This window comes from Tenacibaculum sp. DPLXC6 (assembly GCF_056815515.1).
Map to the genome: position 1 here is coordinate 2,571,960 of NZ_CP141806.1, position 14,308 is coordinate 2,586,267.

At 33.1% G+C, this 14,308-nt stretch carries 9 protein-coding genes and 2 tRNA genes; 9 read left to right on the forward strand and 2 right to left on the reverse strand.

Annotated features, from left to right (window positions below; genetic code table 11):
* Nucleotides 1-38 precede the first annotated feature (38 nt).
* The 7 genes from VCM48_RS11590 (at nucleotide 39) to VCM48_RS11620 (ending at nucleotide 9,587) form a co-directional block, all read left to right on the forward strand.
* Nucleotides 39-1,523, forward strand: a complete 1,485-nt coding sequence (locus tag VCM48_RS11590; protein WP_482270618.1) for a sodium:solute symporter family transporter — start codon at nucleotides 39-41, stop codon at nucleotides 1,521-1,523.
* Nucleotides 1,524-1,526: 3 nt separating this feature from the next.
* The gene (locus VCM48_RS11595) at nucleotides 1,527-3,023 is read left to right on the forward strand and encodes a class I adenylate-forming enzyme family protein (protein WP_482270619.1); all 1,497 of its coding nucleotides are present in this window, start codon (nucleotides 1,527-1,529) and stop codon (nucleotides 3,021-3,023) included.
* A gap of 5 nt (nucleotides 3,024-3,028) precedes the next feature.
* The gene (locus tag VCM48_RS11600) at nucleotides 3,029-3,976 is read left to right on the forward strand and encodes an alpha/beta fold hydrolase (RefSeq protein WP_482270620.1); all 948 of its coding nucleotides are present in this window, start codon (nucleotides 3,029-3,031) and stop codon (nucleotides 3,974-3,976) included.
* Nucleotides 3,976-5,394 (forward strand): hypothetical protein, encoded by a 1,419-nt coding sequence (locus VCM48_RS11605; RefSeq protein ID WP_482270621.1) that lies wholly within the window; start codon nucleotides 3,976-3,978, stop codon nucleotides 5,392-5,394. The genes VCM48_RS11600 and VCM48_RS11605 overlap by 1 nt, the downstream gene beginning before the upstream one ends.
* A gap of 153 nt (nucleotides 5,395-5,547) precedes the next feature.
* Complete coding sequence (locus VCM48_RS11610; protein ID WP_482270622.1) at nucleotides 5,548-8,016, forward strand: TonB-dependent receptor; 2,469 nt, start codon at nucleotides 5,548-5,550, stop codon at nucleotides 8,014-8,016.
* A gap of 25 nt (nucleotides 8,017-8,041) precedes the next feature.
* Complete coding sequence (locus VCM48_RS11615; RefSeq protein WP_482270623.1) at nucleotides 8,042-8,824, forward strand: alpha/beta fold hydrolase; 783 nt, start codon at nucleotides 8,042-8,044, stop codon at nucleotides 8,822-8,824.
* Nucleotides 8,817-9,587, forward strand: a complete 771-nt coding sequence (locus VCM48_RS11620; RefSeq protein ID WP_482270624.1) for a 3-hydroxybutyrate dehydrogenase — start codon at nucleotides 8,817-8,819, stop codon at nucleotides 9,585-9,587. Before VCM48_RS11615 ends, VCM48_RS11620 begins: the two co-directional genes overlap by 8 nt.
* A gap of 148 nt (nucleotides 9,588-9,735) precedes the next feature.
* On the opposite strand, the gene VCM48_RS11625 is transcribed toward VCM48_RS11620, so the two are convergent.
* Nucleotides 9,736-9,809, reverse strand: a tRNA-Asn gene (locus VCM48_RS11625).
* A 60-nt stretch (nucleotides 9,810-9,869) separates the two neighbouring features.
* Nucleotides 9,870-9,943, reverse strand: a tRNA-Asn gene (locus tag VCM48_RS11630).
* Between the two features lie 270 nt (nucleotides 9,944-10,213).
* On the opposite strand from VCM48_RS11630, the gene VCM48_RS11635 reads away from it, so the two are divergent.
* On the forward strand, nucleotides 10,214-12,940 hold the full coding sequence (locus tag VCM48_RS11635; protein WP_482270625.1) for a 2-oxoglutarate dehydrogenase E1 component: 2,727 nt from the start codon (nucleotides 10,214-10,216) through the stop codon (nucleotides 12,938-12,940).
* 116 nt (nucleotides 12,941-13,056) lie between these two features.
* Nucleotides 13,057-14,265 carry a 2-oxoglutarate dehydrogenase complex dihydrolipoyllysine-residue succinyltransferase gene (odhB, locus tag VCM48_RS11640; RefSeq protein WP_482270626.1) on the forward strand — a complete coding sequence of 403 codons (1,209 nt, stop codon included), beginning with the start codon at nucleotides 13,057-13,059 and terminating at the stop codon, nucleotides 14,263-14,265.
* Nucleotides 14,266-14,308 lie beyond the last annotated feature (43 nt).

A 14,308-nucleotide genomic window follows, 5' to 3' on the forward strand; every position in this document is an offset into this window, starting at 1 on the left:
AAGTTTTTTTATTTGTTTTTAAACAGATTTTATAATTTATGATAGCATCAGAAAGGTTAGTAACTTACATGTATGTTTTGTTGGCGGTGTATGCTGCTGTAATTTTATATTTTGTAATAAGAGGAGCGCGAAAAAACACGAACATAAAAGATTATGCTGTTGGTAATTTAGGATTTCCATCTTGGGTTGTAGGGTTGTCATTAGCGGCTTCTATGACGAGTGCAGCCACCTTTATTATCAATCCTGGGTTTATTGCATTATATGGTATTTCAGGAGTAATTTCTTTTGCAATCGTTCTGCCAATAGCAGCATTTATTTCGTTAATTGTTTTTACAAAAGGATTTGCAAAGTATGGTAGTACGGTAAAAGCAACTACCATGGCTCAATGGATAGGAAAGCGATATGATAGTAAAAGTTATGCTTTTTTCTTCGGAATTATAGCGCTGTTGTTAATTACGTTTATTGTGTTGATTAATGTAGGGCTTACACAAGTTATTTCAAAAGCTTTAAATACTGATCCTTTTTATGTGTTAATGGCAATCACAATATTTGTTTTTGGGTATATGATGTTTGGAGGAGCTAACTCTATGGTATATACGAATACAATTCAGGCTATTATTATGTTTATAGTAGCTCTGATTTTAATAGGTTCGGGATATCATTTTTTTGATGAAGGAATAGGAGGGTTTATGGATAAATTATCTAGTATAGATCCAAACCTAACCAAAACAACCAACACAACGAGTTTTCTATTTCGTGATTATTTTGAAATTATAGTAGCACAAATAGTTATTGGAGTAGCAATTGTTTGTCAACCCCATATCATAACTAAATCACTTTTGCTTAAAGATGCTTCAAAAATTAATAAATACTTGTTTAGTGGAATTGTCTTTATGGTTGTGTTTTTTTTAGTGGTAATTGTAGGTCTATATGCGAGAATTAGTTTCCCTGATTTAACTGTTGATGGGAGGCCAATAAAAATGGATGAAATTATACCAACGTATGTTGTGAGTAAGTTTTCTGTAGGAGTAGGCCTAATTATAGTTGTGGGACTTATTTCTGCAGGACTTTCTACTTTGGAGAGTCTAATACAATCGTTGTCAATAACAATTACATCAGATATACTAAAACCAATATTTAAAGATCAAATTAGCAACAATACAATAACAATAAACAAGATTGTAATTATTCTCTTAGGAGTTGTAAGTTTTTTATTGAGTTGGCAGCAAATTAAAAGTCCAGATGTAAGTGTAGCTATTTTTGCTCAAAATGGAGTGTACGCTTATTTTGCAGCAGCCTTTGTACCTGTTTTGTTCGGGACTTTTTTGAAAAACGTGTCAACAAGATCCGTTTTTATAGCAAGTATAACTGCTATTGTGGTACATTTTGGTATTTACTACGGAAGAATCACTCCTTACATGCAAGAACCAGTGAATAACCCAGGAGTATCTGCAGCTTTTGGCATAGTAGCATCACTTATTGTTGGTTTTATTTTTTATAAATTGGATTTGAAAAAACTCTAAAATATGTTAAACTGGATAGCTAAGTGGGCAGATTATACACCTAGTAAGATAGCACTGACATCGTATGACACTAATGAAAGTTACACATATAGTAGCTTAGATACATATGCTGATAAGTTAGTTGTTAAGTTTACAAAAATGGGGTTAGAAGAAGGAGATAGAGTTGCTGTTTTAGCAGAGCATGGTTTAGCATTTATTGTGCTTTTTGTTGCTTGTCAACGAATGGGAGTTGTCTTAGTACCTTTAAATTATCGTCTTTCTATAAGTGAACTTCAAAGATTAGTGTCTGACTGTACTCCAAGTCTATTTATATATAGTAAGAGTTTTACAGATAAGGTTGAAGGGTTGGAATTAGGTGAAACTTCTACTCTTTTAATGAATGATGTAAAATATTTTTATCAGAGTAAAACAATAAAAATTTTAAAAAGAGGATATAAAATTAAAGAAGATAGCCCACTCTTTATATTTTATACGTCAGGAACAACAGGAGACCCTAAAGGTGTTGTATATACTAATAAAATGTTGTTTTGGAATAGCTTGAACACCTCTATGCAATTAGGAATTACTTTTAGAGACTCTACGCTAAACACATTACCTCCTTACCATACTTCAGGATGGAATGTTTTTGTAACACCGCTGTTGCACAAAGGAGGACATATAGGAATGTTAGAAAAATTTGATGCAGAAAAGGTGTTGTGTTTGTTAGAGTTGAATAAAATGAGTCTATTTTTAGCTCTTCCCACCATGCTGTTAATGATGCAAAAAACAGCTGTTTTTAAAAAAGTTGGACTTCAGGAACTAAGATATATTATTTCAGGAGGAGAAAAAGTACCACCTGAATTAGTGTCATATTGGAAGCAAAAAAAGAATATTTATATTCGACCGGGATATGGTTTAACTGAAGCTGGTCCTAGTATTACCTCACTGCATCATAAAATGGCCGCATTGAAACCTAATTCTATCGGAAAACCTAATTTTTACCTAGATACAAAAATTGTTGATGAGAAAGGAAAAGAAGTAGGAGTAAATGAAGTTGGTGAATTGTGTATTCGAGGAGAGATTGTGACCCCAGGTTATTGGAATAACTCAGTGAAAACAAGTAATAATATTAAAAAAGGGTGGTTGTTTACAGGAGATTATGTTTATAAGGATGAAGATGGGTATTTATATGTAAAGGGAAGAAAAAACGATATGTATATATCGGGTGGAGAAAATATTTATCCGCAAGAAATAGAAGCGCACTTAGAGTCTTTAAATGAGATAAAAAAAGCAGTAGTTCTGAGTGTTAAAGATAAGAAATGGGGTGAAACAGGAATTGCTTTTGTTACTGTTATAAATAAAAATATTACAGTAGAAAAAGTGAGACTTCAACTAAAAAAAACATTAGCATCTTATAAGCACCCAAAGTATATTTTCTTTTTAGATGAGATACCTTTAACCAGTGTGGGGAAAGTTTCAAGAAAAGACTTGTTACGTTATTATAACTCAATAAAAATATAAAAAAAATGAAACAGTTAGGTTTAGCACTAATTTTTATATTAACAAGTACTATTATAGTGCTTGCACAAAACCCAAAAAAATCAATGAAAAAGCTTCTTTCAGCATATGAATTTAAAACTCGATGTGTAAAAGTTGATGATATAGAAATGACTTATCTTAAAGAAGGTAAGGGAGACAAAACCTTACTTTTTTTACATGGTTTAAGTAGTAATGCTGATGCTTGGTTCAAAAATATAGAAGCTCTTAAAGAAACGTACACCTGTATTGCAGTCGATTTACCTGGGCATGGAAAATCTTCAAAACCTCAAGGTATTTACACTCCTACGTTTTTTGCAGATATAATATATAAGTTTATTAAAAAGAAAAGGCTTAAAAATATAATTTTAGTTGGGCATTCTATGGGAGGACAAGCAAGTATGAAGTTAGTATTGATGCATCCAGAGGTTATTGAAAAGCTGGTGTTAATAGCTCCAGCAGGATTAGAGCAGTTTTCAGAAGCACAAGGAAATATTCTTAAAAGTGTTTATACAGCTGAAGTGATTAAAAACACGACAGATGATCAGATAATGAAAAATTATGCACTAAACTTTTATGAGCAACCAAAAGAGGTTTCAAAAATGATTGAAGATCGTATTCGAATTAAACAAGCGTCAGACTTTAATGCACATTGTGAAGCAATTGTAAAAAGCGTGTACGGAATGTTAGATGATCCTGTACATAAAGATTTGGAGAAAATATTTCAAAAAACTTTAGTTGTTTTTGGAAATAAAGATATGTTAATTCCGAATAGATATTTACATCCTAAATTAACTATTCAAGATGTAGGAAATATAGCTGTGGATAAAATTAAAAACGTTACTGTTAAGTATGTAGAAAATTGTGGGCATTTTGCTCAGTTTGAAAAGCCTGAAAAAGTTAACTTGCTCATACAGGAATTTGTAGAAAGTGATTAATGAAAACAAAACTTAAGAAATTTACTGAATTTAGTAAAACTATTTTGCCAAATGAGGCGAAATATCTTCAAACAGTTTATCAATTTAAGGGCAAAGAAAAACAAGAAATAAGTAATCTGATAGTTAAAAATGCACTATCTAAACATAAGACTATAGCCTTTAATACTTCTATTGATAAACGTAAGTATTCATATATAAAAAATTGGACACAGAAAAAGTTAGCAAGCATAGATGTTGATGTTACAATAGATTGGTTAATGTCTTTAAAAAAGAAAATTTTAACCGATGCAATTACATCTCAAGAAGAAAAAGAATTCCTTCAATATATAGTAACATATAAAACAATAGAGTATAATTTTCAAAGCTTATACACATTAGCCAAAGAGTATAAATCTTACCTCTTAGTTCGAATGCGTTATAAAGACCATAAAATTGTGGCAAACTTCTTAAAAGAATACGAAACGCATTATAAAACTTCAAAAGAAATACATGAAAAACTGTATGAAGCAACTACAGATATTACCAATCAGTATACATTAAATAATATTGAAACAAAGCATTTAGAAAAATGGCTTTTACAGGTATTTAAAGATGAGTCTATTGACGGTAAAAATCGGTATCAATCCTTTGTTTTACTCGCTTTTATGTATACAAATTACAACGAGAATGATAAGTTAAAGTTGCTCTTTGATCAAATTGATGAATACTTCAGTCAAGGTAAAATGTATTCCAGACGTTTACTTTCTAACTATTACGCTAGTAGGGTTTTGTTACATTCTAAACAAAATGAGTTTAAAGAAGCAGAGTTTTATGGATACTTATCAATTCGACAGAATAATAATGATACACTCATGTATTTGAATAACTTGGTGGCTATCTTACTAAGAAATAATAACCCAGAAGAAGCTTTCGATTTACTTCATAAGTATGAAAGTTTGTATAAAGAAATACATAACTATCATCAAAAAATAGGGTACTGTTCTTATAAAGTACGTGTACTTTCCGAACTTCATAAGTATAAACAAGCAGAAGCTACTGCAAGAACATTTTTAAGAAAGCATAAAAATGAAGTATTAAAACATCGTTGGCATCACTTTTTTACGTCCTATATAAATGTATTAGTCACAGAAGAAAAATACGAAGAAGTATTAAAATTAGCTTCAAAATTTAACTTGATAGAAAAAGAGAAAGAACGTCAAAAGAAAAATAATTACGTTCCTAATATATCATGGAGTATTTCACTATCAAGATATATGGAAGGAAAGATAAACTCTAGTCGTTTGCTAGAGGAAATAAAGAAACCTTTAGAAAATATTCAACCTACAATCAACCAAAAACAACTAATGTTTAAGGTGATAAATAAGCTTTCAGATAATTTACCTGAAGCATTTTTTAAACTAAAGTCACATATTGAGTAAATCTCTTTTAAAAAAGGAAATTTTGTTTGTTTTTGAAAGAAAAAACTTTAGTAAAGTAAAAAGTCACACTTTGTAGTTTTTGTTTTTAAAATAGTTTATTCTCTATTTACCAATAGATTGCGAGAGAAACAAACTTAATAACAATCTAAACTTATGAAAAAACTATTTTTCTTTTTAGTCTTAATAACTTCCTTAGCTGTTAAAGCTCAAAGTACAGGGAGTATTGAAGGGGTAATTACAGATGTTAACGGAGTTCCTTTGGGTGGTGCCACAGTATATATTAAAAGTATAGATAAGGGAATTGATACAGATTTTGATGGGAAATTTGCAATTGAAAATATAAAAAAAGGAACTTATAATGTGTCTATTTCATTTGTAGGCTTTGAAAGTGTAGTAAAAACAGTTGCTGTTGAAAGTGGAAAGAAAGTAGAATTAAATGCTTCTTTAAAAGAAGCAAGTAGTGTTTTAGATGAAGTCATCTTAACTGCAAATAAAAAACCGCAAAAAAGGACAGAAGTTCCAGCTACAGTTAGTGTTATTAATGCTAAAGATATTCAAGACTTTCCAAGTTTTAATATTGGAGAATTAGCAGCAAGACAAAAAGGGGTTGACTTTGTACGTAGTGGAGTTTTAGGAACAGGAATAAATATTCGCGGATTTAACTCTGCTTTTAACTCCAAAAACTTACAAATGACTGATGATAGAGTTTCTATGTTAATAGCTACAGGGTTGCCTTATGGTTCTTTTTCAACAGTAACCAAAGATGATGTTGAGCGTGTTGAGATTTTATTAGGCCCTAATGGTACATTATATGGTCCAAATGCGCACAATGGTTTAGTAAGTACAATAACTAAAAACCCAAGAACTTCAGAAGGAACAACAATTGCATTTGGAGCAGGAAGTCAAAATGTAATTACAGGAAGATTACGCCACGCACAGGTGTTAAGTGATAAGTTTGCATATAAAATTCATTTAGAAAGTACACAAGGAACAGAGTTTGAGTATGTAGATAGTGTTTATGTGGGAACTAAAGCATATGGAGAGAAAAACCTAGATCGTGATTTTAATGCTTTAAAATATGGAGCTTCTCTGTATTTTAGACCTAATACAAGTTCTGAAATAACAGCATATTATGGGCATAGTAATAATACCAATTTAGCTGTAACCAACGCAGGACGTAACCAAATTAAAGACTGGACATTAGATATTGCTCAACTGAAGTATGTGTCTAAGAACTTCTTTGCTAATGCATACTATACATGGAGTAAAACGGATGATACATACGCAATTAATCAACGTACACAAAACTATGTATCGTTTATTGAAAATGGGTTTTCTGAAGAAGAATCTTGGAGTAGAGCATTATATGAACAATGGGTGCCTGCATATGGGGTAGCTATACCAAGAGGAGCGTTGTTTAAAGATGCTTCAGAGAGGTTTAATGCAGAGGCGCAGTATAATAATAATTGGGGTGATTTTTACTTAACAACTGGAGTGCAGTATCAATTGGATATGGCTGACTCTAAAGGGACTTATTTGTTGGATCAAGAGGGATCTATAGATATAGCCCAAAAAGGAGTGTACGGTCAATTTGAATATAAATTAGATTCAGGTTGGAAATTTCTAGCAGGGGTAAGATTGGATAACCATGATTTATACGGAACCAACTTTTTACCAAAAGCAGCAATAACAAAAACTATTGATGCGGGTACGTTTAGGTTAACCTATGGTAGAGGTATGGCTGTACCTTCAATATTAAACTTAAAGGGGAATTTATTTGGGGGGTTAGTGTTAGGAAACGGTGAAGGATTTACATTAACGGACGGTACTAAAATAGATAAGTTAGAAGTAGAAACTATTAATTCTTTTGAATTTGGATTTAATGGAAAGCTGTCGGATAAGTTTTTTATCGATGCTAGTGCCTACTACAATATGTCAGAAAATTTCATTAGTCCGTTACGTAATATAGTTGATGCGGCTAATGGAAATTACGTAACTCATATGGGGGAACAACCTATTGATGAGGTTTCAGCAGGGGCTAGTGCTTCACCGTTTTTATTAACGTATAGTAATTTTGGAAATGTAGATACTTATGGGGTTGATCTAGGTTTGAATTATTATTTCACTGATGCGATTAGAACGTCGTTAAATTACTCATACTTCGGAAGAAGTTTAGATAAAGATGACCTAGGGAATGATGGTAATTTGGATGGAGTTGTCTTAGAAAGTGAACTACCTATTAATACACCAGAAAATAAACTTAGCTTAGGCTTGCATTATGGAGGGAAGAAGCTATACGGAGCTCTTTTTGGTCGTTGGGTGCAAGATTATGACTTCTTTTCAGGGATTAATGTAGCCTCAAAAACACAAGATTTGGATGGGGATGGTGTAAACGAAATTGTGGAAAATGCTCGTGTAGGAAGAACTTGGAACTATGGTCCGTTAGGTGGCTTTACTGTAGATGCAAACCTAGGATATAATCTAAACGATAACGTTTCAGTTGGGGTTAATGTTAGTAATATTTTTGATGCGAGTATAAGAGAGTTTGTTGCTTCACCAGAAATAGGAAGGTTAATTTCATTCGAGTTGAAATATAATTTCAATGCGTTTAAGAAAAAATAAAGCCAATCAATTAAGCCTATAGAGTATGTCAAAAATAAAAGTAAATAAAATAGAGCTTAATTATGAAGAATATGGAAAAGGCGAAGTTCTTTTGTTTCTTCATGGGTTAGGTTCTACCCAGGCAGATTGGGATGCGCAAGTTCCTTTCTTTTCAAAAAAATATCGTGTTGTGGTAGTAGATCTTAGGGGGCATGGAAAAACATCCATTCCTTCTAAGGATTATGGAGTAAGGTTTATGACTGAGGATATTAAGCAGTTGTTGGATGTTTTAAAAATAGAAGAAACTAGTATTGTAGGGTTTTCTATGGGAGGAGCTGTTGCCTTTCAATTAGCGTACGATTGCCCTGAAAAAATAAAGAACTTGGTGATTGTAAATAGTGGTCCAGATTTTAACAATATGGGAAAGATAGGAGAAGATCTATTGAATAACAGAACGGAGTTTTTAAAAACAAAAGGACTAAGCGCTTTAGCAAAAGAAATAGCTTATAATATGTTTCCTGAAGATACTCAGGTTAATATGAGAAATGAATTTGAAGAACGATGTAAGAAGAATGATTATGATGCGTATTATAATTCATTTGTTACACTAATGAATTGGGGCTTGGGAGATAAATTAAAAGAAATTAAAACTAGAACACTAATTGTAGCTTCCGATATGGACTATACTCCCGTTTCGTTTAAAGAAGAATACGTTAAAAGGATGCCTAATGCAGAATTGAGTATCATTAAAAACTCAAGACATGGAACAGTTATAGATCAGCCAAAGGAATTTAATAAAATACTCGAAAATTTTTTAAACTATGAATAAAGTAGCATTAATAACGGGTAGTACTAGTGGTATCGGTTTAGGTATTGCAGAAGGTTTTGCCAAAGCAGGTTACAGTATTATGTTTCATGGCTTAGAGGCTAATGGGGCTAGCATAGCTAAAGAAGTAGGAGATAAGTATAGTGTAGAAGTTTCTTTTTCAAATGCAAATTTACTCGTTGCAGATGAGGTTGAGAAATTAATTGAGCAAACAATAAAGAAGTTCGGAATGTTGCATATACTTGTTAACAATGCAGGAATACAGTATGTTGCCCCAATAGAAGATTTTCCAAATAATAAGTACGAAAATATCATTGCTATTAATATGAATGCTGCTTTCTATGCTTCTAAAAAAGCATGGGAATTTATGAAAAACCAGAATTTTGGTAGAATTATTAATGTCTCGTCTGTTCATGGTTTAAGAGCATCTGAGTTTAAAACAGCGTATGTGGCTTCAAAACATGGTGTAATAGGTATGACTAAGGTATTAGCCTTAGAAGGAGCTGAATATAACATAACGTGTAATGCAATTTGTCCAGGATATGTAAAAACGCCTTTAGTAGAAGGTCAAATAAAAGACCAAGCTAAAGCACATAATATGTCTGCCGAGGAAGTTGTAGAGAAAGTAATGCTAAAAAAACAAGCGGTAAAAGAATTTGTTTCGTTGGAAACAATTACAGATATGGCTTTGTTGTTAGCAAAAGACAGTTCTTCAACCATAACAGGAACCTCATTTGCCTTAGATGGGGGTTGGAGTGCTCAATAACATTAAAAACTATTGTTTCTTTAATTTTTGAATATGTAAGAACACAGCGGTCAAATTTATTTTTTAAGTAGACAAGGCAGCTGCGTGAAGTTTAAGTTTAGTTAAAACAAAAAGCCAATCTATTTATAGATTGGCTTTTGCTTTTCTGCTCCCCCTCTTGGGCTCGAACCAAGGACCCTCTGATTAACAGTCAGATGCTCTAACCAACTGAGCTAAGGAGGAATGTTCGTATAGAACAATATATATGTATTGTAGAAATTATCGGCTTCTACGTTGCCTTTGCTCCCCCTCTTGGGCTCGAACCAAGGACCCTCTGATTAACAGTCAGATGCTCTAACCAACTGAGCTAAGGAGGAATTTAAAACATGCTTGTCTTAAAATGCGAGTGCAAATTTAAGTGCTTTTTTTATATCTGCAAATTATTTTTGATAAAAAGTACAAGTAAAATCTTTTATTTCTGAATTTCAGTAATTTATTTTTTAAAAATTATCCTTTTAACTGAAATTTAACAAAAAGCTAATACTCGTTAAAGAGTTTAAAATTAGACTAAAAAGGAATGGTATTTTTCGTAAAAGTTGTACTTTTGTCACCATTATTCTTATAGATAGAAAAGTATAACAAAATATATGGACAAGTTTTCGTTCTTAAACGCAGCACATGCAGGTTTTATAGGTGATTTGTATGAACAATATCAAAAAAATCCTGATGCGATAGAACCAAGTTGGAGAAGTTTTTTTCAAGGATATGATTTGGCTAACGAGAATTACTCATTAACAGATGAAGAAGTTTCGGTAGAAGTCCCTGAAGAAGTACGTAAAGAGTTTTTAGTAATCGATTTAATCAATGGTTACCGTACCCGTGGTCATTTGTTTACCAAAACAAACCCAGTACGAAATAGAAGAACATACACTCCAACATTAGATATTGAGAACTTTGGACTAAATCAATCAGATTTATCCACTGTTTTTAGTGCAGGAGAAATTTTAGGTATAGGACCTAAAAGTTTAGCAGAAATTATAAATTATTTAAAATCTGTTTTCTGTGAAAGTATTGGAGTAGAGTACATGTATGTACGAAACCCTGAAGAGTTAAAATGGTGGAACGAGCGTTTGAATAAAAATGCAAACCACCCTAGTTATGATGTAGAGTCTAAGAAATACATTCTTACGAAGCTTAATCAAGCATCAACTTTCGAAAGCTTTTTACAAACTAAATATGTTGGGCAGAAACGATTCTCTGTAGAAGGAGGTGAAACGTTAATCCCAGGAGTAAGTGTAGCGTTAAGAGACGCAGCTGAAGAATACGGAGTAGAAGAGTGTGTGTTAGGAATGGCACACCGTGGACGCTTAAATACTTTGGTAAACATTTTCAAAAAGCCAATTCGCGATTTATTTAGTGAGTTTGAAGGGAAAGATTTTGAAGATCAAGAAATTGATGGAGATGTTAAATATCACTTAGGTTTAACTTTAAGCAAAGCATATCAAGGAGGACAAAAGATGAAGATGAATTTAGTTCCAAATCCATCTCACTTAGAAACAGTTGATGCAGTTGCAGAAGGAATTGTTAGGGCTAAAATAGATAAAGATTACGAAGGGAACGAAAATAAAGTACTTCCAATTTTAGTACATGGTGATGCGGCAGTAGCGGCTCAAGGAATAGTATATGAAGTTGTGCAAATGGCACAATTAAATGGTTACAAAACAGGAGGTACTATTCATATTGTGGTAAATAACCAAGTTGGTTTTACAACTAATTACTTAGACGCACGTTCAAGTACATATTGTACTGATGTAGCAAAAGTAACGTTATCTCCAGTGCTACATGTAAATGCAGACGATGCAGAAGCGGTATGCCACGCAATGGAAATGGCAGTTGAATATCGTATGAAATTCAATAAAGATATTTTTATTGACTTATTAGGGTATCGAAAGTATGGTCATAACGAAGGTGATGAACCACGTTTTACACAGCCAAAACTATATAAAGCAATTTCTAAGCACAAAAATGCAAGAGAAATTTATGCTAATAAATTAATTGAAGAAGGAAGTATAACAGCGGACTACTTACAAAAGATTACAGATGAATTTAAGGCGCACTTAGAAGCTGAATTTACAGAGTCTAAAAAGAAAGAAACGTCTAAGATTCAAGAGTTCATGCCTGATGTATGGGAAGGGTTTGTACGCAAGCAATTGCAAGAAATGTTACAACCTGTAGATACAACTTATTCGGTAGAAGACTTAAAAGGAATTGCAAGAGTTATTTCAAAAACACCAGAAGGACATAAATTTGTTCGTAAGGCAGAACGTATCTTAAAGGGACGTGAAAAAATGGTTTTTGAAGATAATTTGTTAGATTGGGGAACAGCTGAAAACTTAGCATACGGTACGTTATTAGAAGAAGGATATGATGTTCGTATTTCTGGAGAAGATGTAGAAAGAGGAACATTCTCTCACCGTCATGCAATTATGCGTGATGAAGAAACTTTAGAGCGTGTTAATTTATTAAATACGAACCCTAAGAATAAAGGAGAGATGACAATTTATAACTCTCACTTATCAGAATACGGGGTGTTAGGTTTTGATTACGGATATGCAATGGCAGCTCCAAATACTTTAACTATTTGGGAAGCTCAATTTGGTGATTTTGCCAACGGAGCACAAATCATGTTCGACCAATATATTTCTTCGGCAGAAGATAAATGGAAGTTACAAAATGGATTAGTAATGTTATTACCTCATGGATACGAAGGTCAAGGGCCAGAGCATTCATCAGGTAGAATAGAACGTTTCTTACAATCATCATCAACTGATAACTGGACAATAGCAAACTGTTCTACACCAGCAAACATGTACCATATTTTGCGTCGTCAGATGAAGCGTGATTTTAGAAAACCATTAATTGTTTTCACACCAAAAAGTTTATTACGTCTACCAAAAGCTGTAAATCCTATTGAAGATTTAGCTAATGGAACTTTCCAAGAAGTAATTGATGATACTATCGATACATCAAAAGCTAAGAAAATGGTGTTCTGTACAGGTAAATTCTATTACGATTTATTAGCTGAGCGTGAAAAATTAGGAAGAGAAGATGTAGCTTTAGTTCGTATAGAGCAATTATTCCCATTACACAATGATAAAATCAAAGAGGTAATGGATAAGTATCCAAATGTAGAGCGTTACGTTTGGGCACAAGAAGAACCAAAAAATATGGGAGCTTGGGGTTATATGTTAGAACGTTTTGAATTAGCTAGGTTAGAATGTGCTTCGGAAGAGTATCGTTCGGCACCAGCAGCGGGTTCAAGTGCACGTTTTAAAAGACGTCATCAAGCTATTATAGATAAGGTTTTTGATTAAAAAATAAACGCGTTAGGGATTGAAGTAAGCTACCGTGTAGCGCGAAAAGCCCGACCCGATAGGGAACGCCCAAATAAAAGAAATAAAATAATTCAGATATATAAAATTTAGAACTGATGGTTTTAGAAATGAAAGTTCCTTCTCCGGGGGAATCAATTACAGAAGTAGAAATTGCAACTTGGTTAGTTGAAGATGGTGATTACGTTGAGAAAGATCAACCAATTGCTGAAGTAGATTCTGACAAAGCAACGTTAGAATTGCCTGCGGAAGAAAGTGGAATAATCACTTTAAAAGCTGAAGAAGGTGATGCAGTAGCAGTAGGTGCAGTAGTTTGTCATATTGATATGGATGCTGCAAAACCAGAAGGAGCAGGAGCACCTAAAGCAGCAGCACCAAAAACTGAAGAGAAAAAAGAAGCACCTAAAGCTGAACCAGCTAAAGAAACATATGCTACAGGTACAGCGTCTCCAGCAGCTAAAAAAGTATTAGCTGAAAAAGGAATTAGTGCATCTGATGTTAAAGGAACAGGTAAAGACGGTCGTGTAACAAAAGAAGATGCTGTAAAAGCAGTGCCTTCAATGGGAACTCCTGGAATGGGGTCTCGTGGTACAGAGCGTAAAAAATTATCTATGTTACGTCGTAAAGTGGCACAACGTTTAGTTTCTGTAAAGAACGAAACTGCGATGTTAACTACGTTTAACGAAGTAAACATGCAGCCAATTTTTGACTTACGTAACGAGTATAAAGAAGAGTTTAAAGCAAAACACGGTGTAGGTTTAGGATTTATGTCTTTCTTTACATTAGCTGTAGTAAGAGCTTTAGAAATGTATCCAGATGTAAACTCTATGATTGATGGAGATTACAAAGTAAGTCACGATTTCCAAGATATTTCTATTGCTGTATCGGGTCCTAAAGGATTAATGGTACCAGTAATTAGAAATGCTGAAAACTTAACATTTAGAGGAGTTGAAAGTGAAGTAAAACGTTTAGCATTACGTGCTCGTGATGGACAAATTACGGTTGATGAAATGACAGGTGGTACGTTTACAATCACAAACGGTGGAGTATTCGGTTCTATGTTATCTACACCAATTATCAACCCTCCACAAAGTGGAATTTTAGGAATGCATAATATTGTAAATCGTCCAATGGCGGTGAATGGAGAAGTAGTGATTCAGCCAATTATGTATGTAGCATTATCTTACGACCATAGAATTATCGATGGTAAAGAATCTGTTGGTTTCTTAGTAGCTGTAAAAGAAGCATTAGAAAACCCAGTAGAATTATTAATGGATAACAATCCTAAGAAAGCTTTAGAAATGTAAACCAAAATTTGGTTTTATAGATATGAAATCCTGTACTAAAGTG

Coding starts and splice junctions, on each gene's coding strand:
- VCM48_RS11635 (WP_482270625.1), top strand. CDS start 10,214: ATGGACAAGTTTTCGTTCTTAAACGCAGCACATGCAGGTTTTATAGGT.
- VCM48_RS11615 (WP_482270623.1), top strand. CDS start 8,042: ATGTCAAAAATAAAAGTAAATAAAATAGAGCTTAATTATGAAGAATAT.
- VCM48_RS11620 (WP_482270624.1), top strand. CDS start 8,817: ATGAATAAAGTAGCATTAATAACGGGTAGTACTAGTGGTATCGGTTTA.
- VCM48_RS11605 (WP_482270621.1), top strand. CDS start 3,976: ATGAAAACAAAACTTAAGAAATTTACTGAATTTAGTAAAACTATTTTG.
- VCM48_RS11600 (WP_482270620.1), top strand. CDS start 3,029: ATGAAACAGTTAGGTTTAGCACTAATTTTTATATTAACAAGTACTATT.
- VCM48_RS11595 (WP_482270619.1), top strand. CDS start 1,527: ATGTTAAACTGGATAGCTAAGTGGGCAGATTATACACCTAGTAAGATA.
- VCM48_RS11610 (WP_482270622.1), top strand. CDS start 5,548: ATGAAAAAACTATTTTTCTTTTTAGTCTTAATAACTTCCTTAGCTGTT.
- VCM48_RS11590 (WP_482270618.1), top strand. CDS start 39: ATGATAGCATCAGAAAGGTTAGTAACTTACATGTATGTTTTGTTGGCG.
- odhB (WP_482270626.1), top strand. CDS start 13,057: ATGGTTTTAGAAATGAAAGTTCCTTCTCCGGGGGAATCAATTACAGAA.